The sequence below is a fragment of the Pseudomonas urmiensis genome (assembly GCF_014268815.2).
Taxonomy (GTDB): domain Bacteria; phylum Pseudomonadota; class Gammaproteobacteria; order Pseudomonadales; family Pseudomonadaceae; genus Aquipseudomonas; species Aquipseudomonas urmiensis.
In genome coordinates this window covers 3,968,945-3,990,571 of record NZ_JABWRE020000001.1, presented here as the reverse complement: position 1 = coordinate 3,990,571, position 21,627 = coordinate 3,968,945, and the positions used below count along the sequence as shown (strand labels likewise).

Annotated in this window: 17 protein-coding genes; 9 read left to right on the top strand and 8 right to left on the bottom strand. The window is 60.8% G+C overall.

Annotated elements, in window-relative coordinates; genetic code table 11:
- Positions 1–6: 6 nt before the first annotated feature.
- The 7 genes from HU737_RS17915 to HU737_RS17885 all read right to left on the bottom strand — a co-directional run bounded on the left by HU737_RS17915 (position 7) and on the right by HU737_RS17885 (position 10,077).
- Positions 7–1,449: an alginate O-acetyltransferase gene (locus HU737_RS17915; RefSeq protein WP_186553816.1), complete on the bottom strand. Its 1,443-nt coding sequence runs from the start codon at positions 1,447–1,449 to the stop codon at positions 7–9.
- A gap of 14 nt (positions 1,450–1,463) precedes the next feature.
- Complete coding sequence (algG, locus tag HU737_RS17910) at positions 1,464–3,020, bottom strand: mannuronan 5-epimerase AlgG (protein ID WP_186553817.1); 1,557 nt, start codon at positions 3,018–3,020, stop codon at positions 1,464–1,466.
- Positions 3,021–3,037: 17 nt separating this feature from the next.
- The gene (locus HU737_RS17905; protein WP_186553818.1) at positions 3,038–4,516 is read right to left on the bottom strand and encodes an alginate export family protein; all 1,479 of its coding nucleotides are present in this window, start codon (positions 4,514–4,516) and stop codon (positions 3,038–3,040) included.
- Positions 4,513–6,000, bottom strand: coding sequence for an alginate biosynthesis TPR repeat lipoprotein AlgK (gene algK / locus HU737_RS17900; protein ID WP_186553819.1), 1,488 nt, complete (start codon positions 5,998–6,000; stop codon positions 4,513–4,515). The genes HU737_RS17905 and algK overlap by 4 nt, the downstream gene beginning before the upstream one ends.
- 12 nt (positions 6,001–6,012) lie before the next feature.
- A complete protein-coding gene (locus HU737_RS17895; RefSeq protein WP_186553820.1) occupies positions 6,013–7,179 on the bottom strand; it encodes an alginate biosynthesis protein Alg44 in 1,167 nt (388 codons plus the stop codon).
- A gap of 37 nt (positions 7,180–7,216) precedes the next feature.
- The gene (locus HU737_RS17890; protein WP_186553821.1) at positions 7,217–8,698 is read right to left on the bottom strand and encodes a glycosyltransferase family 2 protein; all 1,482 of its coding nucleotides are present in this window, start codon (positions 8,696–8,698) and stop codon (positions 7,217–7,219) included.
- 62 nt (positions 8,699–8,760) lie between these two features.
- Positions 8,761–10,077, bottom strand: coding sequence for a nucleotide sugar dehydrogenase (locus HU737_RS17885; RefSeq protein ID WP_186553822.1), 1,317 nt, complete (start codon positions 10,075–10,077; stop codon positions 8,761–8,763).
- A gap of 899 nt (positions 10,078–10,976) precedes the next feature.
- Between HU737_RS17885 and HU737_RS17880 the strand changes: the two genes are divergently transcribed.
- The 4 genes from HU737_RS17880 to HU737_RS17865 all read left to right on the top strand — a co-directional run bounded on the left by HU737_RS17880 (position 10,977) and on the right by HU737_RS17865 (position 16,413).
- Complete coding sequence (locus HU737_RS17880; RefSeq protein WP_367616040.1) at positions 10,977–14,552, top strand: hemagglutinin repeat-containing protein; 3,576 nt, start codon at positions 10,977–10,979, stop codon at positions 14,550–14,552.
- Entirely contained in the window at positions 14,549–14,779 is a 231-nt protein-coding gene (locus HU737_RS17875) for a hypothetical protein (protein WP_055002011.1), read from the top strand. The genes HU737_RS17880 and HU737_RS17875 overlap by 4 nt, the downstream gene beginning before the upstream one ends.
- 188 nt (positions 14,780–14,967) lie before the next feature.
- Positions 14,968–16,118, top strand: a protein-coding gene (locus HU737_RS17870) for an IS3 family transposase (protein WP_186553823.1) whose coding sequence is annotated in 2 segments (ribosomal slippage) — positions 14,968–15,211 and positions 15,211–16,118 — 1,152 coding nt in all. Because the reading frame shifts where the segments join, the coding sequence is not laid out codon by codon here.
- A gap of 94 nt (positions 16,119–16,212) precedes the next feature.
- Positions 16,213–16,413 carry a hypothetical protein gene (locus HU737_RS17865; RefSeq protein WP_186553824.1) on the top strand — a complete coding sequence of 67 codons (201 nt, stop codon included), beginning with the start codon at positions 16,213–16,215 and terminating at the stop codon, positions 16,411–16,413.
- Positions 16,414–16,430: 17 nt separating this feature from the next.
- On the opposite strand, the gene yaaA is transcribed toward HU737_RS17865, so the two are convergent.
- Positions 16,431–17,207: a peroxide stress protein YaaA gene (gene yaaA, locus HU737_RS17860; protein WP_186553825.1), complete on the bottom strand. Its 777-nt coding sequence runs from the start codon at positions 17,205–17,207 to the stop codon at positions 16,431–16,433.
- A gap of 145 nt (positions 17,208–17,352) precedes the next feature.
- Between yaaA and HU737_RS17855 the strand changes: the two genes are divergently transcribed.
- From HU737_RS17855 to moaE, 5 genes are all read left to right on the top strand, one after another.
- The gene (locus HU737_RS17855; RefSeq protein WP_186553826.1) at positions 17,353–18,495 is read left to right on the top strand and encodes a polysaccharide deacetylase family protein; all 1,143 of its coding nucleotides are present in this window, start codon (positions 17,353–17,355) and stop codon (positions 18,493–18,495) included.
- 309 nt (positions 18,496–18,804) lie between these two features.
- Positions 18,805–20,199 (top strand): PhoH family protein, encoded by a 1,395-nt coding sequence (locus tag HU737_RS17850; protein ID WP_186553827.1) that lies wholly within the window; start codon positions 18,805–18,807, stop codon positions 20,197–20,199.
- 184 nt (positions 20,200–20,383) lie between these two features.
- A complete protein-coding gene (moaC, locus tag HU737_RS17845; protein ID WP_186553828.1) occupies positions 20,384–20,854 on the top strand; it encodes a cyclic pyranopterin monophosphate synthase MoaC in 471 nt (156 codons plus the stop codon).
- Positions 20,854–21,099 (top strand): MoaD/ThiS family protein, encoded by a 246-nt coding sequence (locus HU737_RS17840; protein ID WP_186553829.1) that lies wholly within the window; start codon positions 20,854–20,856, stop codon positions 21,097–21,099. Before moaC ends, HU737_RS17840 begins: the two co-directional genes overlap by 1 nt.
- 2 nt (positions 21,100–21,101) lie before the next feature.
- A complete protein-coding gene (moaE, locus tag HU737_RS17835) occupies positions 21,102–21,551 on the top strand; it encodes a molybdopterin synthase catalytic subunit MoaE (RefSeq protein ID WP_186553830.1) in 450 nt (149 codons plus the stop codon).
- Positions 21,552–21,627 lie beyond the last annotated feature (76 nt).

The window sequence follows — 21,627 nt, the reverse complement described above, 5'->3', positions numbered from 1 at the left end:
TTCGCCTCACTGGCCAGCTTGCGCGGTGTGCGCGGGGCTGGCGAAGTTGTTGCGTTTGCACAGCTTGGCCTCGACCTTCTGGGTGCCTTGTTCTGGCCCCTGGACTTCCAGCGCCAGCAGGTTCTGGCTGGCCCAGTCTTCGTCTTCACGCAGTTGGAAGACGAAACGCCCGTCGGTGTCGGAGGTTTCCGGTTTCTCGATCTTGATGTCTTCATGACGGCCGTTGAGGTACCACAAGGTGGCCTGCAGAACCTTGACCGAGGTGTCCTCGAACTTGATGTCCATCTGCAGGTTGCGGTTGACCAGATCCTTGATCACGCCGCCCTTGCCGTTGACCATCAGCTCGTTCTTGCCGGGCTTGAGGGTGGCGCTGGCGCTCATCTGCGCCGGGCGATCGTCGCAGCCATCGTCGAGCAGGCCGAGGATCTGCCGCCAGATGGTTTCCTGGTCCAGGCGATACAGCGGCGAGAACTCCCAGATGAGGATCTTCGGTGGGTTTTTCTGGAACTCTTCGCTGCCCAGGTACTGGATCATCGCCCCTTCCAGGCCGCCACCAGGGAAGGCGACGTTGAGCACGTCGGCGCCGATGTACTGCTGCAGGAAGCCCGAGAAGTTGTAGTTCTTGCCGCTGTGGCTGGTGCCGACCAGGGTGATCTCGGCGTTGCCGCTGTCACCGAACAGGTCGTCGCCGCCGCTCGAACCCTTCGGCTCAGTGGCGAACTGGTCCATGTACTGCACCGCATAGCTGGTGCCACAGAGCTGGCCGGCGACGTTGTGCAGGGTGCCGGTCTTGCCCATGCGCCCGGATTTGTGAGTTTCGAATTCCTTGCGCGGGATGCCCTCGAAGGCGGGCATCTTGTGCACCGTATCGGCGACGATCTTCGCTGCGCGCTCGGCGCCATACGGGGTCCAGTGCTGGTCGCCGCGGAAGTAGAAGTCCTTGCCCTGGTCGGCGGCGGCCAGTTGCTCGTTGGTCAGCGGCGACAGGTCCGGCACGCTGTAGCCCATCTTGGCGAAGCGCTGCAGCATGGCCTGGTAGTTACCCAGCGCCTTCTGGTAGTCGAAGGCGGCTTTCTCTTGCGGGTTGAGCATGTTGCGGTTCACCAGGCCACGGGTTGGCTGGTACACCACCACCAGTTCAACGCCGCGTTTCTTGAACGCGTCGTGTACCTGCTGCAAGCGCTTGTAGCCGGCGGCAGTGGTGGTGAACTCGGTGCGCAGGTCTTCGCGGGTTCGGAACAGCCAGTCGCCTTGCGCCTGCACCAGGGTGGTGAAGTTCTGCTGGTAGCGAGTGGTGTAGCGGCTGGCGTCATGTGCTTCTGGGCACAGCTGGCAGCAGGGCTCGGCGCTGAAGCTTGGCGCTTGCACGTCTTCGGCGCGCACGCCTTGGCTGATCGCCAGCAGGGCGGCGGACAGACCGAGCAGTTTCATCAGGTGTGGGGTCGTCATGGTCTTGGCTTTCCTTAATCGATCATTTCGGTCTGGCGTTCGACCGGGTCGATCAGCACGGCCTTCTGCTGGCGTACCAGCAGGTCGAGGATTTCGTCCTGGCGCTCGCCAAGCACGCCATTGAGGCTGATGCCGCTGGCTTTGCGCGGGGCGAGCATGGACACCTTGTACAGCTCGACCGACAGCGGCGAGTCGATCGACAAAGGCCCGGAACCATTGGCCGCCAGCTCACCGCCGACGACGATCAACGAGACCTTGGTATCGAACGGGTCAAGGGCGATGTCGCGGTCAGTGTCGGACAGGTCCTTGATGTGCCCGTAGACCCCGACCAGGCCGTTGGCCATGGCGACGTTTTCATACAGGCGGATGTTGACGCTGTTACGCACGCGAATGCCGTGGCGACGGTTGTTGATCAGCTTGTTGCCCCAGATCAGGTTGTCGCCGCTTTCGTACAAGGTGATGCCGTCGGTATGGTTGCGGTAGATCTCGTTGTAGGCGATCAGGTTGTTGACGCTGTTACGGTCGATCACTACCCCGGAGAGCTTGTTGTCGTAGCTCTTGTTGTTGATGATCCAGCTGTCGTTGACCTCACGCGAAACGATGATGCCGTGCTTCTTCTTGGTGCCGTACACGGTGTTGCCAGCGATGATCAGCCGGTGCGAGCGGTCGTGTGGGTCGATGCCGTAGACGATGTTGTCGCGGTAGGTGCTGTCCTTGACCACGAAGTCGCTGGTCTCGTAGCAATAGAAGCCGTACCACATGTCGCTGAACTCGGAGCCGATGATCCAGCCGGTCGGTTCCGGGCGGCCCATGCGCTTGGCCATGTTCGGCGTGTACTGCGAGATGCTCACGCCATACGACTTGGACTTGGCGTAGCCGAAGCTGGCCATCTTGCTGTTGACGATGTAGGTCTCGGTGCCACCCCACGACAGCAAGAAGGGGCGAAATTCCTTGGGCGAGCGGAAGGTCGATGGGCCGTTGTCCTTCTCGCGCCAGCCGGTGACCTGGGTGTCGCTGACGAACAGCCTGCCGTCGTTGACCAGGAACGAGCCGCCCTCTTGCGACAGGCGCAGCTCCTTGACCTTGCCGTCGATCTCAAGGATGCCCTTCTGTCCGACCACGATCGGCAGGCGGGCAAGGAACACCCCAGGCGAGACTTCGCGCAGATACTGGTCAGGCACCTGCTTGCTCAGCTGCGCCATGTCGACATGCCCGTCATCGACGAAGATCGCCCGGGGAATGCCGTGCTGGCGCTGGACCCATTCGGCGGCCTTGTTGTCGCCGCCGATGAACTCCTTGAGCGACTCTTCCTGGAGCATGCGGCGCACGCTGACCTTGCCCTTGCGGCTGCGATCGATCTTCTTTTGCACCGCTTGCGCGGTATAGCCGGAAAGATCGGGCAGCTTGGGCGGATCCATGTGCAGCGGCTCGACCGGCGCACTGGATACCGTGTAGGTCTTGGCCTGCTGCAGACCTTTGGCCATTTCCGGCTCGGCGGCCTGGACCATGCCTGCGGCCAGCAGCAAGGCGCTGGCGAGCAGACTGTGGCGAAGATGCGGGTGCAGGTTCATAGCTTTCCTCTCCCGGCTCAGAAGCGCCAGATCACGTCGACAAAGGCGCGGTGCATGTACGAATCGGCTTCTTTGCCATAGGCGTCACCCGGCTTGAAGACACCCGCGCGCAGGCGTACCAGGGCCGACGGTTCGTCGATCGACTGGCTCAGCGAAGCCGGCAGCAAGCCTTGCTTGAAGTACTTGGTGACGACCACGTCCATCTCTTGGCCCAGGTCCTTCTCGCCGCTGATCAGCGGGCGGTTGACGCCGTTGTCCTCGACCACCGCATTGATGCCGCTGGAGCCGATGTTCTGTTGGTCATCGACGCGCCAGAACTTGTGGTAGATGAAGCTTGCGTCGTAGTCCTCGCGCAGCTGCCAGGAGGCGAACAGGGTGGCTGCCTGCAAGTTGCCCAGCTCGCCACGGAAGGCCTCGCCGAAGCGGTGGACGCGCGAACGGGTGCCGGTGAAGTTGGAGCGATTGCTCTCAAGGCCGGTCTGTTCGAAGTTGTTCGAGCCGTCGCTGCCACCCCCGCCGCTGCCGCGGGCATAGGCGGCGCCGACCTGCCAGTTGGGGTCCAGGCGCAGGCGGATACCCAGGTCGGTGGCCCAGGCGTTGACGTCACCGCTCTGCTTGCCGGTAACCACTTGCTCGCCATTGCGCGTCTCGCTGCTGAGCTTGTCGCGATCGCCGGTCAGCCAGGTCAGGCTGCCCCAGTAGTTGACGGTGTGGTCGTTGCGCCAGTTGTAGGCATCGCTGTTGGCCTCAAGGCCAAGCCAGGTGAGATCGCCAGTGCGGGTCTTGTCGAGGGTGTCGATGGTCTCGCCGGGTTTGTTCAGGCTGCCGCTGTCATGGGTGTGATGGGCGCGCAGGCCAACCCAGTGACCTGGCGTCCACTGCGCGGCGACGTTGCCGTAGACGTGCGTGCGGTCTTCGTCTTCGGCGGCCAGCTCAGTCAGGTCGGTGCGGTATTCGCTGAAGCGCTGGGCAACGCCGACATCGGCCTTGAGCAGGGTGGTGTCGAAGGTCCAGTTCAGCGCCTCGATATTGGTGTCGCGCCACATGCCGTCGTCGTTGCGCAGGCGTTGCCGGCCAAAGCGCAGGTATTCGCCGGGGTAGGGCGTGAAGCCGTTGTAGCCGACCCAGAACTCGCGCAGGGCCAGGTAGCTTTTGTCGGGCTGGCGGCTGTCGTCGCCGGTATCGATGGCGCTGCCATCGTCCGAGGCGCGCAGGGTGTCGGTCTCGATGATGTCGGTGGCGGTCACCGCCTGGCCCATGGCGTAGGCGTTCCAGTTACCGCGCTCGCCATATACCCAGGGGCGCAGGTCCAGGCCCAGGCCGTTGACGTCACCGCCGGAGCGGGTGCCCAGGTCGCGGTCGTCTTCGGATTGAGCAGTGACTTTCACTTCCAGGCCGAAGTTCTTCTGCGCAGTCATGTCAGCCAGGGTCGGGCACGACCACAGCAGGGCGAAGCTCAGGCCGATACCGGCTTTCACGAAAGGGTTGAGCGTCATAGGGAGGCGTCCTCGGCGTCTTCATCGTCTTGCAGGGCTTCGATGGCCATGACGCTGTTGGCGCCCTGGGCCATGCTGCCGCGCGCCTGCTTCTCCTGCGCCAGCAGGCGCTCGGCCTGGCTGCGCTGGTCAGGCGTCAGTTGCTGATCGAGTTGTTGCAGCATGGCGCTGGACTGTTCGGTGGGGTTGGCCTGGGCCAACTGGGCGAACACCCAGGCATTGCCCGGATTCTGGCGAATGCCGTGGCCTTCGCTGTACAGCTGGGCCAAGGCGTAGTCGGCGCTGAGCTGACCGCCGCGAGCGGCGCTGAGCAGGTGGTCGACGGCCTTCTGTGGCTCGACCTGGCCCAGATAGCCCCGGCGATAGAGCTGGCCGAGGTAGTAGTGGGCGCTGATCTCGCCGGCATCGGCTGCGGCCTGCAAGTGGGTTTGGGCTTTCTCGGCATCGGCCGGCAGGGTCTTGCCTTCGTAGTAGAGGCGGCCCAGCAGCAGTTCGGCGCGTGGCTGTTCGGCGGCGCGGCCCTTTTCGATGTAGGCCAGCAACTGTTCGGTGTCACCCAGTTCGGGGAAGTCGTACAGCAGCTGGGCGAGGCTGGCCCAGGAGGCTGGGTTGACCGGGGCCACGTGTTCGAGCAGCTCCTTGGCGGTCTTCTCATCGGTTTGGCCGAGGTTGCGATCAGCCAGCACGCGGGCGACGCTGTCGACCCGGGTAGCCGGCACAGTGCCGCGGGCATAGCCGGCCTTGAGCTGCTCGAGCAGGGCGTTGCGCTGGTCGGCCTGGTTGCGTTTCTGGTAGACGGTGGCCAGCTCGACGTAGCAGATGTCGGTGCTGTTGATTGCGGCCTTGCAGATGTTCTCGACGTCATCCAGGTGCTGGTCGTAGGTGCCCTGGGTGCGGTAGAGCAGGATCTGCGCCAGGCCCGCTTCCGGCTGGCCGGCGGCGCGCCATTGCTCGATCTGCTGTTGCGCGTTGACGTTGGGGAAGCTCTGCGGGTACTGCAGGTAGAGCATCGCCAGCGGGATCAGGGTGTTGCCTTCGCCTTGCTTGGCGGCGAGCTTGAGCAGGGTCTCGGCTTCTTCGCGTTCAGCCTGGGTGCTGTCGGGCTTGGCCACCAGCAGGCGGCCAAGGCGCGCCTGGGCACGCGGCGAAGTGGCAGCGGCGTCGCGGTAGGTGGCCTCGGCCTCCTTGAGCTGGGCGGGGTCGCGGGAGGCGACTTTGATGTCGGCTAGGCCCACTTGGGCGTCGCTGTAGCCGAGGTCGGCCAGGGCCTTGTAGTTGCGCTCGGCGGTGGCGGTGTCGCCACGCTTCATCGCTTCGTTGGCCAGGCGCTGGTCGGGCAGGCCCGCGCAGCCGGCCAAAGTGATGGCGATGGCGAGCAACGTCGCAGTGCGTGGGAGTGGGCTTGCCCCGCGATGACGGTCGCCTGCTCGGGCGCTGTCGCGAGGCAAGCTCGCTCCCACGAAGTTCGTATGCTGGAGGGTCATGGTCAGATCCTCTTAAAGCCCACGGGCGACGGCTTTGTCGATCAGCCAGTTCAGCGACGGACCGCGGTCGCTGTTGACCGACGCTGGGCGACCGGCCAGTTCAGCAGGCAGCGCGCCGTCTGGCTTGATCTGCACGCGGATGTCGGAGGCCAGGTCTGCGCTGTTGAGGCTGGCGCTGCTGACGATCTGACCCGTGCGTACTTCGTCTTCGCCGGCAATCTGGAAGTTGACCCGGGTGCCTGGCTTGACCTCGTCGAACTGGCGATAGCTGAAGCGCGCCTCGATCATCGGGTTGGTGGTGCGGGGGATCAGCTGGAAGATCGGCTGGCCTTTGCTGGCGTACTGGTCGTCGTCCACCAGTTGCTGCGCAACCACGCAGTCGCAGGGGCTGGTGAGGGTGCCAGCGAGCTGCTTGCCGAACAGTTCCTCGACTTTGGCCGGCTCCAATTGCGCGTCGTCCAGATGGCCCTTGAGCATGTCCAGCATGCTGGTGCTGAAGCTTGCCAGCGGCGCGCCCTTGACCACTTGGCCGCCGCTCTCCACCAGGCTTTTGACGGTGCCATCGCGCGGCATGGTGACGGTGGTGGTCGGCACTGCGACCACACCGGCTTCGGCATGGCTGACGAAGTACATGCCATACAGCGACTTGGCGACGAAGCCGAAGGCGGCGATACCCACCACGAACACGCCGAGGGTCACGGTCACGGCGCGCAGGCGGCCGAAGGCGCTCAGGCCCGAGCCGCCGTCTTTCTGCTTGCGCGCCTTGGTGAAGTTGTCGCGCTGCAAGGTACTGAGCACGTCACCGGCGGTGATCAGTTCACCGGACAGGTGCGAGGTGATGATGTGGCGCAGGGTGGCGATGTCACGCGGTTCCAGGTTCTGGAACTCGGCGCCGGTACGGCCGGTGGCGGGGTCGCTGGCACGCACGAGGAATTCGATATCCATCGACAGGCCGAGGTTGTCGACCACGAACTGCAGGCGACCGCGCAGCACATCGCCGATCGGCAGCGCGCGCTTGGCATGGAAGGACAGGCCCCCAGCGGAGAGGTCGTCGACCTTGACCTCTTGTGGCTCGCGATTGCCATCCAGGAAGCGCAGCTTGGCGGGGATGCGGACCCGGGCGTGCTGGCGCTGGGCTTCGGACTCATGCACGACATTGACGTTCACGGCGGTATTCATGGCGATTTCGTTCCTGTTGTATCCGATCCGGGGTGGCTCACACGACCATGAACAGCACGGCGACGAAGATGCTCGCGGCCGAGAAGGTCATGGTGCGGGAGGACCAGGTGTTGAACCATTGTTGAAAGCTGGCAAGGTCACGCTTGAGGGCAGTGGGCTGGCGGGTCCAGGACTGCTTGTCGAGGCGGAAGAACACGTAGATCTTCATCAACGCGCCGACGATCTGGTTGTAATAGAGAATCACGGGATAGGCCGGACCCACGCTGTGGCCCGAGCACAGCAGCATGATGGTCAGGATCAGCCGGGTGATGCCGATCCACAGCAGGTACACCAGCAGGAAGGCCATGCCGAACTTGAGGCTGGCGATCACCGCGACGGTCAGGCCGAGCAGGCTGGTCCACATCGACACGCGCTGGTCGAACAGCACCACGCTGGTGAACAGCCCCAGGCGCTTGAGGCCCAGGCCCAAGGCGCGCGAGTTCTGCCGCAGGTTGTTGCCGTACCAGCGGTACATGAGTTTGCGGCTGGCCTTGAGGAAGCTTTTTTCCGGCGGGTGCTCGACCGTGTTGATCGCCGCATCCGGCACATAGAAGGTGTCGTAGCCCAGGCGCATCAGGCTGAACCAGCTCGACTTGTCGTCGCCGGTGAGGAACTTGAAGCGGCCCAGGCGCCAGTGCATCAGCGAGTCGCTCTCGACGTCGGCGATGAACTCGGGGTTGGTCACCACGCTGGCGCGGAACATCGACATCCGCCCGGTCATGGTCAGCACGCGCTTGGACAGGGCCATCGAGCACATGTTGATGTGGCGCTGGGCGAAGCGCAGCTTGTGCCACTCGCTCATGATGTAGCCGCCGCGCACTTCGCAGAATTCGTTGGTGGTCAGGCCACCGACATTGGGGAACAGCTTGAACCAGGGTACGGTCTTGCGCACCACGCCCTCGCCGAGCACGGTGTCGCCATCGATCACCGCCACCACCGCGTGCTGGTCGGGCATCATTCGCGAGATGGCGCGGAAGCCAAAGGCCAGGCCATCGCGCTTGCCGGTACCGGCGATGCGCACGAAATCGAGGGTGACGTGTTCAGGCGGGTTGTATTTTGCCCACAGGCTTTTCACCAGCAGTTCGTCGCACTTCTCCACCAGCGAGCAGACCACAGTGGTCGGGTAGCCGCAGTTGATCGCTTCGCGGATCACCGAGCTGTAGACCTGGGCGGTGGTCAGCGCATCGATACGAAAACTGGTGACCATCAGGTACACGTGGGACGGGTCCGCGGCCTTGCCCAGCTTGCGCACTTTGTTGCGCAGGTACGGGTAGACGCCGTACAGGAAGATCATGCCGCGGATGAAATGGGTGGCGCCCATCGAGTAGCGCCAGATGCCGACAGCGCCGACCAGGAAGATGAAGTGCTTCGACTGCGAGTCGAAGATGTCGCTGGGCAGGGCCAGGGCGATCAGCATGAGCAGGCTCATGTAGAGCAGCCACCCGGCGCACTGCAACAGCACTGTCTGGAACCTTTGCATGTTCGGCATCCGTCGCGAAATTCAGTGAAGAGCGGGGCCTTGCGGCCCCGCGTCAGGCTGGCTTACCAGCAGATGCCTTCGGTGCGGCTGGTGGAGCAGGTCGGCTTGCTCATGAAACCGACCAGGTCGATCACTTGCTTGCCTTCCGGGGCACGGTCGGCCAGGGCACGGAACTGCTCGTCGCGGTTGCCCAGGATGATGATCTCGGCGTCGTTGACCACTTGCTCGAAGTTGGCGTTGAGCAGCGAGGACACGTGCGGGATCTTCGACTCGATGTAGTCTTTGTTGGCGCCGTGGACACGGGCGTACTCGACGTTCTGGTCGTAGATGTTGAGCTCGTAGCCCTTGCCGATCAGGCGCTCGGCCAGCTCGACCAGGGGGCTCTCGCGCAGGTCGTCGGTGCCGGCCTTGAAGCTCAGGCCAAGCAGGGCGATCTTGCGTTTGTCGTGGCTTTCGATGATGTCGAAGGCGTTCTGCACCTGCGATTCGTTACTGCGCATCAGCGAGTCGAGCAGCGGCGCTTTCACATCCAGGCTGGAGGCGCGGTAGGTGAGGGCGCGCACGTCCTTGGGTAGGCACGAGCCGCCGAAGGCGAAGCCTGGGCGCATGTAGTACTGCGACAGGTTGAGGACTTTGTCCTGGCAGACCACATCCATCACTTCACGACCATCGACGCCGACCGCCTTGGCGATGTTGCCGATCTCGTTGGCGAAGGTGACCTTGGTCGCGTGCCAGACGTTGCAGGTGTACTTGATCATCTCGGCCACGGCGATGTCCTTGCGGATCACCGGCGCGTCGAGCTCTTCGTACAGTGCTTGCAGAACGTCGCCGCTGGCCTTGTCCAGTTCACCGATGACGGTCATTGGTGGCTGGTCGTAGTCCTTGATCGCGGTGCTTTCCCGCAGGAACTCAGGGTTGACCGCCACACCGAAGTCGACCCCGGCTTTCTTGCCCGAGCAGTCTTCCAGGATTGGGATTACCACGTTCTTGACGGTGCCTGGCAACACGGTGCTGCGCACCACGATGGTGTGGCGGCGGGTGGTGTCACGCAGCACGTAGCCGATCTCGCGGCACACCGACTCGATGTACTCAAGGCCCAGGTCGCCGTTTTTCTTGCTCGGCGTGCCGACGCAGATCATCGACACGTCGCTGGCACGGATGGCCTCGGCGAAGTCGGTGGTGCCACGCAGGCGGCCATTGGCCAGGCCTTGCTGCAGCAGTTCTTCCAGACCCGGTTCGACGATGGGCGACTTGCCCTTGTTGATCAGGTCGATCTTGGTGGCGGACACGTCCACACCAATCACTTCATGGCCCCGTGCCGACAGGCAACCTGCACAGACTGCACCCACATAACCCAAACCAAAGATGCTGATACGCATCGCATTCACCTCGTGTGTTTATCACGCCAGCCCTTCAGCGGAAGAGCCGACCGGGTTGATTAACCAGCAGTATTCGGGCGCACGGATCCATGGCGAAAAGACACTTCACCGAACGCAGGCATGAATAAATCCGGAGTGCAAAAAGTTGTGCACTCTTAAATGGCAGTCAAAGGCCGATAATTAAAAGGCGTGCCCTGAAATGCAGCCGTCTTAAATGCAGAACGCTACTTGGCGAACTGCTGTGCTTGTTTTTTCAAGTGAATAAATCCTTTGAAATCAACCACTAGGACGATTAAAGGGGGCGCGTCTATCCTCCGTGTGACAGGGCTTAGTGGCGCGTGCCATTGCCGCTGTCGAACTTTCCTGGGCGGGTGTAGATACCTGCCGTTGTCATCTGTAAGTCATCTCTCACGTTCAACGCTCGTGAATCGTTACGGGTGCTATGAGCGACCGCGGCTAGCAGAAGTTCCTGAGGGGGTTCGTGCAGAATGAATGATTTCTAAATATTTTTTCAGGCGTAAATACTTTCATACTGATGGCACTGGCGAGTGCCATCCCTATATATAAAGGGCGAAAACGGGGTGAGATAGTTTTGTGCCAGTATCCGAAAAATTTTTTCAAAATTCGTCAAAAAAGTACGAACGGTCTTATGGCGTTTGGCGATAACAATCCGCTAGACGAAATATTGGCGCCAGTTTTATGTCGCGGCGACGGGCCGTTTTGGTGCGCGTCTCATTCGGATCGCGAAAGTCCATTTTTTTAGTAGGTCTTTTCTGTTGGCTGTCGGAAAGAGAGAACGACGCCCTCCAAAATTCTGGGACCATGGTAGTAGGTGGAATCGCCGCTGATTCTCGATACATCGGAAGGTTGATCCATCAGATCTTGATGGCGGACGCGATGTGAGCGTCATAGGTAGTCAACTCAAGGCTGGCGGCGACCTGATGGTGGGAGCTACGGGCGATGTGGCGGTACTCTCTGGGGTCGAAGAGCACGGCGAATACAGCAAGAAAACCAAGTCCGGATTCCTTGGGCTGTCGAAGAGCGGCAAGAGCCAGCTCAAGACCAGCGCGAGTCAGGTAGCCAGCGAACTGGACGCGGGCAACGACATCGTCCTAGCTGCTGGGAACGACCTGCGTCTGCGCGCCAGCGAGGCCAATGCGGGTAACGATGTAGAGTTGCGCGCTGGGTTGCTAGACAGCAAGGGCGACATCAACCTGGTTGCTGCCAACGACACAACCTACAGCCGCTCCGAGGAATACAAGAAGAAGGTCGGCCTGTCGGTGTCCTCGGATCTGGTGATCCGATCAGTCTCGGTGGCCTCGGCCAAGGCCGCAGGGCAAGAGGCCCGGAGCAGCACTAGTGTCGCAAGTCAGGTGGTGGCCGAGCGTGACGCGACGCTCCAGGCAGAGCGCGACATCAATCTGCTGGGCAGTGGAGTGAATGCCGGACGCAACGTCACCCTCAATGCCGGGCGCGACGTCAACGTGGCTGCAGCCGAGAATCACCGTGACGATCAGCAGTGGTCCAAGACCACCCAGGTGGGCTTGAGCTTTGCCAGCGACGATAACGGCGTCAGTTTCTTTGCCGGTAGTGAGAAGGAAAAGGCCAAAGACCGCCTGCGTCAACAGCTGGCCGCCGCCAGTCAGCTCAAGGCAGGGCAAGATCTGGATGTAACCGCAGGGCGTGATTTCAACCAGACCGGCTCCGACCTGATCGCTGGGCATGACATCAAGCTTGGGGCTGGCCGCGATATCAACATCGATGCTGCCCGAGAAACTCAGGTCCGAGAGCAGGAGCATGAGTACGTCAGTCACGGCGCGGGAGGCTCGATCAATCATAACTTTGGCAATACCAAGGATGCGGTAAGTAGCGCAGGCAAGGGCGAGAACGCCGTCAGCAAGGGATCAAGCACCTTGCAGGCGATCGATTCGGTCAATCAGTTCCTGGCTGGCCCGACCGCTGATGGCAAATTTGGTCGCAGCGCCCAGAGCAGTCAGCAGACCAGCATCGACCAAGGCAATCGCACATCGACACTGGACGCCGGCAACGACATCACTCTCGACGCCGGCAACGACGTGACGATCAAGGGCGGTCAGTTGCAAGCCGGGCGCGATATTGCCATCAAGGGTCGAGACATCGACATTGACGTTGCCCAGGGTAGCGTTAGCCAGGAAAGCCAACAGTCGCAGAGTTGGGGGGGCGTGCACGGCGGTACCAGTGGCGGCTTCAAGTTGGGTATTGGCGCTAGCCATGGCACCGCCAGCGCCGATAGCGCACAAGGCACCTCGACGCCGAGCCAGCTCAACGCCGGACGCGATGTCAAGCTCGATGCCAGCAACGACTTGAACATCATTGGCAGTGGGGTTCAGGCCGGGCGGGGTATCGATCTGGCTGCGGGCAATGACTTGAACATCCGCGCTGCGCAAAACGACAGCAGCCAGGAACACAACCGCCGCAGTGGCGGCGGTGAAGTGGGAATTACCGTTGGATCGGAAGGCCTGGGTATCTATGCCAGCGTCAACCTGGGCAAGGGCAATCTGGAGCGCGAAGCGCAGCGCCACCAAGAGGCCTACATCTACGCCAGCGACCAGCTGAAATTTACCAGCGGCAAGGACACCTCCATCGCCGGTGCGCAGTTGCGCGGCGACCAAGTGATCGGCCAGGTGGGCGGAGATCTGAGCGTGGCCTCGGCCGTCGATACCGGCAAGGTCAAGGGCAAGGAGTTCGACCTCAGCGCGACCGTTACGGTGGGGCCGGGTGCTGGCGCCAGTGGCTCGGTGGGGTACGGCCAAACCTCAGGCAAGATCGAATGGGTCGAGAACCAGACCCGCATCACCGGTGCCAGCAAGGTCGACATCCGAACCCAAGACCATACCCAGCTAGATGGTGCGTTGATCGCCGCTGACAACGGCAACCTCAAGCTCGACACCGGCAGCCTGGGCTACAGCGATATCGCCGGCAAAGACAAAGAGCACGGTTACTACCTGAACGTCGGCGGCACTTTCAGCAACGATTCAGGCAGCGCCCAACAGGACAGTAGCCAGGTTGGTAAAGGAGAGAAGGGCCAGAACGGCTGGAGCGTAAGCGGTTGGGAGTATGAGAAGGATCGCGAGCAGATCGTTCGTGCCACGGTCGGCGCAGGTGATATCACGGTGCGCCAGGATGCCGAGACAGGCCAGGCCTCGACTAGCGGTTTGAACCGGGATCTGGACAAGGCCTACGCGATCACTCGGGACAAAGAGTCGCGCACCGACCTCTACGTGACCGGTAGCTCCTTGGACGATGCACTGAATCCGCAGGAGACGCTGCAGCAGTGGAGCGCTGGACTGCTTGATTACAACAAGACCGCGCAGAAGAACTTCGAGCAGGCCAGTACCGGACTCAACGCTACGCTCAATCGTCTTGAGCGGGTGATGGGCCGGCAGATGCCCGCCGGGGTGGGCGCTGTCACCAGCCGTGAGTTTGCCGAGCAGACCCTGGAGCAGTTGATCCTCAGCGGCAAGAGTCGCAGCCAAGCCATGGCGATGATGGCAGATGGTGACTTCCAGAATCGCGTCTTGGAGCAGCTGAGCCAGTTCTGGAACATCAGCCCGGAACATGCTGAACAGGTAAAAGGCGTCGTTGCCCAAGCGCTTGAGCCGATAAAAGCACCCACGGTCGTGAATCTTCCTCCCTCAGAGGTCGCCGCCGCGAGACTGACCCTGCTGCAGGAAAACTTGCGCGCACTGTCTGACATCAACGAGTTCATTGAACAGAACCCGGACAAAGCCCAGGCCGTCGCCGTCGTGCTGGCCTTGACCCAGGGGCCGAAGGGCGTGATTCAGGCTGTGGCCATGAGCGCCGCCGAGCAAACCCCGCTTGGGCAAGAGCTGATGGCCCGCTTGCAGGGCATGCAGGACTATGTGGGGCAGAAGATTGCCGAGCATATGGAAGGCCAGGGGCTTAGGAAGGATGATAGTTTTGACAAGTACCTGATGGGCGGTGGTAGTCTGGTTGCGAGCATCATCGGGACTGGTATATCAGCCGTTAAAGGCGGTAAAGCTGGTGCTGATGGCCCGTCGCGTGAAGTCAAGACGGGGGCTGAGAGGGGTAATGGAGGTGCAAAAGCTACTGCTACAACGGGAGAAGTTGTAGCTACTGAAGCCACAAGTGCAAATGCCCAAGCTGCATTGAGAGCGAAACTATCAGGACTACAAAAAGCTCAAGAGACAGCAGCGGTCACTAGAACACTGCCTGATGGCCGTATTCGTTACTACACACAAGAGGTTCCTGCAAGGACAGAAGGACCTACTCGGGGTGCTTCTTTCGCCACGGAGTTTGATCCTAAGACGGGCAGTACGAGGCAATGGATGGAAAGCTATGACCATGCAGGAGAAGTAATCCGTGTCCACCCGAAAAGTATTAATGGGCAGCCGGTTGATGCTCAGCACTACCCTCCGACCGGAGCAGAGCTAAAGAGTTGGGGGCAGCAATGAGCATGGAAGACATAGTGGCTGACAGACTTGGAAGAGTAGTTGCTGATGGATTTGATATTTTTAAAATATCAAAAGAGGCACTTGATATTTACCAAGATCCAAACCTTTCTCTCACAAAAGATTTAGACATTGCGTTGTTGTCACTAATGGCAATGGTCGAAGGGCCAGAGTTTGAGATGACAGAAAAAGAATTTTATGATTTTTTATCTGATATTCGACAGATGTAGTTTTCAATATATCCAACTTGATCAGGCACTATCGACACCGGCCTTGCGCCGGTGTTTTGCACTCTATTTGCACCCTTTTTGCCGCCTTCCTGCACTCATCCTGTAGTCTTCTTGTACTCAAGCTGTGAATCGCCTCTGGTTTCCTAGACACCTCCAAGCCTCATAATGAGGCCCAAACAGGAGGTGCCATGAGTCGTCAGCGTTACCCCGAAGAATTCAAAATCGAAGCGGTCAAGCAAGTGACCGAGAAAGGCAAGCCTGTCGCCGATGTTGCCCAGCGTCTGGGGATATCCGTTCACAGCCTTTACGCCTGGATCAAGCTCTACAGCAAGCCCCAAGAACAGCGTCAGCAAGACGATGATCAGCAGGCTGAACTGCGTAAGCTACGCGCTGAACTCAAACGCGTGACGGAAGAGCGAGACATCTTAAAGAAGGCCGCCGCGTACTTTGCCAAGGAGTGCGGCTGAAGTACGCCTTCATCAAGAAGCACTCGACGGATTACCCGGTGCGGCGCCTTTGCCAAACCCTCAAGGTGCATCCCAGCGGCTACTACGTCTGGCTGGCCGAGCCTCAAACTGCCCGAGTAAAAGAAGATCATCGTCTGCTCGGTTTGATCAAGCATGCTTGGCTGGAGAGTGGCGGTGTGTACGGCTATCGCAAAATTCACGATGACCTGCGTGAGCTGGGAGAAACCTGCGGGCGAAATCAAGTGGGCCGCTTGATGCAGGCAGAGGGGCTGCGTTCGCAAACGGGCTATCGGCGGCGCCCAGGATTTTATGGCGGGAAGCCGACCGTAGCCTCGCCGAATCACCTTGCGCGGCAGTTCAAGGTCAGTGAGCCGAACAAGGTCTGGGTGACAGACATCACATACATTCGCACCCATGAAGGATGGCTGTATCTGGCGGTAGTGCTGGATCTGTTTTCTCGCCAAGTGATTGGTTGGTCAATGAAGCCCAGGATGTGCAGCGACCTAGCTATTGACGCATTGCTGATGGCCCTATGGCGCCGCAAGCCACAGCAGCAAGTGATGATTCATTCAGACCAAGGCAGTCAATTTAGCAGTTCGGATTGGCAAAGTTTTCTGAAGGCCAACAATGTGATCAGCAGCATGAGCCGGCGGGGAAACTGCCATGACAATGCCGTAGCCGAGAGCTTTTTCCAGCTTTTGAAGCGGGAACGGATTCGACGAAAGACCTACGCGACACGTGACGAAGCCCGGAGTGATATTTTCGATTACATCGAGATGTTTTATAACCCTAAACGCCGACACGGCAGTGCTATGCAGCTGTCGCCAGTAGAGTATGAGAAACGCTATTTTCTGAGCTTGGAGAGTGTCTAGCAAACCAAGGGCGATTCAATAGAGCCTTGGTGGTTGCTATCGAAAGATATGGCGACATCTCTTTTTTATTATAGCTCTATGCTTTTGAAATAACTTGCGCGCGCTGTCTGACATCATCGAGTTCATTGAGCAGAATCCGGACAAAGCCCAAACCGTCGCCGTCGTGCTGGCCTTGACCCACGGGCCGAAGGGCGTGATTCAGGTTGTGGCCCTGGGCTCCGTCTTTCAGACCCCGCTTGTGCGGGATCTGACAGGATTACCGCTTAGCAACATGCTGATGCACGATACAACCTGATCTCGTGCCGCGATCATTCACTCTGAATGATCGCGCAAAAACACCAAATGATCCGTCTTCGACTGCTCGGCACTGTAGTAGTACCCCTGCACATCGAACTGCTTGAGCTGCTCAGGATCGTTGATCTGCTCCTGGATCACGAACCGGCTCATCATCCCCCGGGCCTTCTTGGCATAGAAGCTGATGATCTTGTACTGGCCGTTTTTCCAGTCCTTGAAGTCGACGTTGATGACCCGCGCATTCAAGGCGTTGCGCTTGACCGCGCTGAAGTACTCGTTGCTGGCCAGGTTGAGCAGCACGTCATCGCCTTGCTCGGCCAGGGCCTGGTTCAGCCATTCGCTGATCCGCGTGCCCCAGAATGCATAGAGGTCTTTGCCACGGGCGTTGGCCAGCTTGGTGCCCATCTCCAGGCGGTAGGGTTGCATCAAGTCGAGCGGGCGCAGCAGGCCATACAGGCCGGAGAGCATGCGCAGGTGCTGCTGGGCATAGCTGAAGTCGTCTTCGCTGAGGCTTTCGGCGTCGAGCCCGGTGTACACGTCACCCTTGAACGCCAGCAGCGCCTGCTTGGCGTTGGCTGGGGTGAAGTCTGGGGTCCAGCTGCCGAAGCGTGCGGCGTTGAGGCCGGAGAGTTTGTCCGACAGGTGCATCAACTCGCTGATTTGCGCAGGGCTCAGCTCGCGCAGCTGGGTGATCAGCTCCTGCGAGTCGTCCAGGTACTGCGGCAGGGTGAAGCGCTGGGTCACTGCAGGGGTGTCGTAATCGAGGGTCTTGGCGGGGGAAATCACCGTCAGCATCAGGTCGGCTCCTTGAATCGTAGAGGCGGATTCTACGGGCTGGCCGGGGTAAGTCCAAACTATGCCGACGATAGTCACAGAACATCGGCGAGCCTCGCGTTATAGTGCGGCTCATGATTGAACGGGATTTGCGGAGAGTCCGACCGTGCGCATTGCCTTAGCCTTGCTGGCAGGCTGGTTCAGCCTGGCCGTGCAGGCCGCCCCACCGATTCAAGCCAGCCTGGACCGCAGCCTGTGGCCCGAGCAACTGGACAGCCCGGCGCTGTTCGATGTCGCTTCGCGTGCGGAAATTTTGTCGTTTGCCCAGGTGTTGCAAGAGAGCGAGTTGCTCGATGAGCCGGCGCTGGCTGCGCGGCTCAAGCTCAGGCAGGTCAACTTGACAGTGATTCGTGCGGTGCGGGCGCGGATGTGGCAGCGGCTGTGGCAGAACTACCAGCAGGCCCAGCGCAGTTGCGAGCAGGATGCCTCGTTCTGCTACCCGGTCGAGTCGATGGCCGAACTTCGCACGCAAGCCGCCACGTTCAACGCTGATGTCGGCGAGTTCTATACCGGTTGGATCGAACCGAGCCGGCAGTTTCATGTGCGCTATCTGGATGAGCAATTGCGCAAGGCAGCGTTGTTCCCGCAAACCAGCAGCGAGATCGAGCGCCTCTCCAGCCGCGAGCGCAATGGCGATGAGCTCAATGACCGGATGTTCTTGCTGACCTTCGTCGGTGGCCCTGGCGCCGAAGGCAGCAGCACCGACAGCCTGACCGACTATTTGCGCCGGCAGAAGTTGGGCGGCACCTTCTTTGTCTTGGGTAATCGCCTGCAACAACGTCGCGACGCCGCCGCCAGTTCGCTCGGCGAGCTGTATGCCGGGCAATGCGTAGGCATTCAGGGGTGGGAGTACCGCTCGCATGCGCAGTGGCAGGACTGGCAAGACTCGCTGCGCCGCAGTCAGGCGCGGGTCCAGGCGGATTTGCCCGAGCAGTACGTGCCGTTGTTCCGTCCGCCCTATGGCCAGCGCCGCGCCGATGGCGAGGCGTTCATGGCCAGCCAGGGGCTGCAGGTGTCGCTGTGGGATATCGATGCACTGGATGACACAGCCTTGACCGCCGAGCAATCCGCCCAGCGCGTGGTAACCCTGATGCTGTTGTGGCGCAAGGGGGTGATTCAACTGCACGACAATCAGCCCAAGGCCCAGCAGGCGGTGCAGTGGCTGCTGCACAACACCGGACAAAGTGGCATCGGCTGGGAAGATTGCCAGGCGTACGTGCACCAGGATGGCCCACCTGCATCACACTAGGCGGCAACCTACCCCCGCGAAAAGCATAGGGCTTGATCTTTGACTTTAGTTCCCCGATGACAGCCAGCCAAGGCGCGTTAGCCATTCGGAAAAATAAACTTCATCGGGACGTAAAAAAGCTTTTTTTGTTCATGGTTTTTGCGGTATGAAAGAACCAGACAGCCGATTCCTGCAGCACAGGTGGCGTCATCCAGACCCTCCTTTGCCAGGTGCGCTTCCCGCCCGTAACAACGCGGATACGGGGAGAACGGCGTCACTCTGCGGCGCAGCGGTTACGCGCCGCGTGGTTCTGACACAAGGTGCCCGAGTATGGATGACCATGGACGCAACCCTTCCTCCACCCAGCCGATCCTCTATGTGCTCGATACCAACGTCCTGATTCACGATCCCAACGCATTGCTCAACTTCGAGGAGCACCACGTCGCCATTCCGATGACGGTGCTGGAGGAACTCGACAAGCTCAAGACCGGTAAACACACCATCGCCGCCGAATGCCGCCAGGCGATCCGGCTGATCGATCAAACCCTCGGTGACGCCTCGCCCAGTGATGTCGAACAGGGTGTGCCGATCCAGCGTGGCAAGAGCGGACCGAAAGGTTTCCTGTCCATCCTGATGAGCCCGCGTAGCGAGCCCAACCGTCTGCTGCCAGAGAACCTGGCCGACAACATCATCATCAACCAGCTTCTGGAACTGCGCGCTAAACGCTCCGACCTGGACGTGGTGCTGGTGACCAAGGACATCAACATGCGCCTGAAGGCGCGCGCTTGCGGGATTGCCGCCGAGGACTACAGCACCGACCAGTTGGTCGACGACGTGTCCTTGTTGTCCAAGGGCTATCACTCGGTCAGCGGATCGTTCTGGGACCGGGTCAGCAAGGTCGAGACCCGCCAGGAGCGCGGCCGGACCTGGCATCGGGTGCAGCTGACCGACAACCTGCCGGCGGTGCACGTCAACGAGTTCATCATCGATGAGCAGGGCTTCGTGGGTTGGATCAAGGGCATCCGTAACGATGAACTGCTATTGCTCGACCTGCACCAGGAGCCGCTGCTGCACCAGGAGGCCTGGGGGCTGAAACCGCGTGACATCCATCAGAGCCTGGCGCTGTTCGCCTTGCTCGATCCGGATATTCACCTGGTCAACCTGACCGGCGCTGCCGGTTCCGGCAAGACCATCCTGGCGTTGGCTGCGGCTATCGAACAGACCATGGTCAGCAAGCGCTACCGGCGCATCATCGCCACCCGCAGCGTGCAGGGGCTGGACCAGGAGATTGGCTTCCTGCCAGGCACCGAGGCGGAGAAGATGGAGCCTTGGCTGGGGGCGATCACCGACAACCTTGAAGCCTTGCACATGGACGATGAGAGCACCCATGGCAGCGTCGAGTACATCCTTGAGCGGGTACCGCTGCAGTTCAAGTCGCTGAACTACATTCGCGGTCGTAGCTTCCAGCAGAGCCTGATCCTGATCGATGAATGCCAGAACCTTACCCCGCACCAGATGAAGACCATCATCACCCGCGCGGGGGCAGGGTCCAAGGTGGTGTGCCTGGGCAACCTGGCGCAGATCGATACGCCTTACCTGTCGGCGACCAGTTCTGGGTTGACCTACTTGACCGAGCGCTTCAAGGACTTCCCGCATGGCGTGCACATCACCCTGCAGGGTGTGCCTCGTTCGGTACTGGCTGAGTACGCTGAGTCGCACCTGTAGATAGATAGGTGGCTGTAGCGGCCTCATCGCGGGGCAAGCCCGCTCCTACCGGGCTGCACCGCTCTTGTGGGAGCGGGCTTGCCCCGCGATGAGGCCGCTACAATCACCACCCGCCCGGCTTTTTTCGCTGCGTAAACCTGACCGGCAGGTTTACACTGATCGCTCCCTTCCCAGGAGCAGAGCAGTGCTGACTCATCTCGATTCCCAGGGGCGCGCCAACATGGTCGACGTCACTGAAAAAGCCGTGACCGAACGCGAAGCGGTGGCCGAAGCGCGCGTGCGCATGTTGCCGCAGACCCTGCAAATGATCGTCGACGGCGAGCACCCCAAGGGCGATGTGTTCGCCGTGGCGCGGATTGCCGGTATCCAGGCGGCGAAAAAGACCAGCGACCTGATCCCGCTTTGCCATCCCCTGATGCTCACCAGCGTCAAGGTCGAGCTCAGCGCCGAAGGTACCGATGCAGTGCGTATCGTCGCCCGCTGCAAGCTGGCCGGGCAGACCGGAGTGGAGATGGAAGCACTGACTGCCGCCAGCGTTGCCGCGCTGACCATTTACGACATGTGCAAGGCGGTGGATAAGGGCATGGTCATCGAGCAGGTGCGCCTCTTGGAAAAAATCGGCGGCAAGAGCGGCCACTATCAGGTGCAGGCGTGATGAAAGTCCAAGTGGTGTATTTCGCTCGCTACCGTGAGCAACTGGGGCGTGATGGCGAGCCGCTGGAAGGCGATTTCGCGGCGATTGCCGATGTGCGCAACGCCTTGTTGGCGAAGGGCGATGATTACCAGGTGCTGGCCGAGCAGAACCTGATGTGCGCGCGTAACCAGGACCTGTGCCGGCTTGACGAGCCGCTGGCGGAGGGCGACGAAGTGGCGTTCTTCCCACCGGTGACCGGAGGCTGAGCATGACGGTTCGAGTGCTGGAGCAGGCGTTCGATCCGGGCGCCGAGGTCAACGCCATGCATGCCGCCAATGTCGGGGTCGGGGCGGTGGTCGGCTTTGTCGGTTATGTGCGCGATTTCAACGATGGCCGGGATGTGGCCGGGATGTTCCTGGAGCATTATCCGGGCATGACCGAGAAGGCCTTGGCCAAGATCGTCGTCGAGGCCGAGCAGCGTTGGCCGTTATTGAAGGTCGAAGTGCTGCATCGTATTGGCGGGCTGGAGCCGGGCGAGCCGATCGTGTTCGTCGGTGTGGCCAGTGCGCATCGGCAGGCAGCATTCGATGCCTGCAACTTCATCATGGATTACCTGAAGACCCGGGCGCCGTTCTGGAAGAAGGAAAACACCCAGGACGGGCCGCGCTGGGTCGAGGGCAGGCAGTCGGATCAGGATGCTGCCGAGCGCTGGCAATAACCCATCGATAATGGGGCTGCGTGGGAGTCCTAGCGTGGGAGCGGGCTTGCCCCGCGATCGCTTCAGGCCAGGCAAC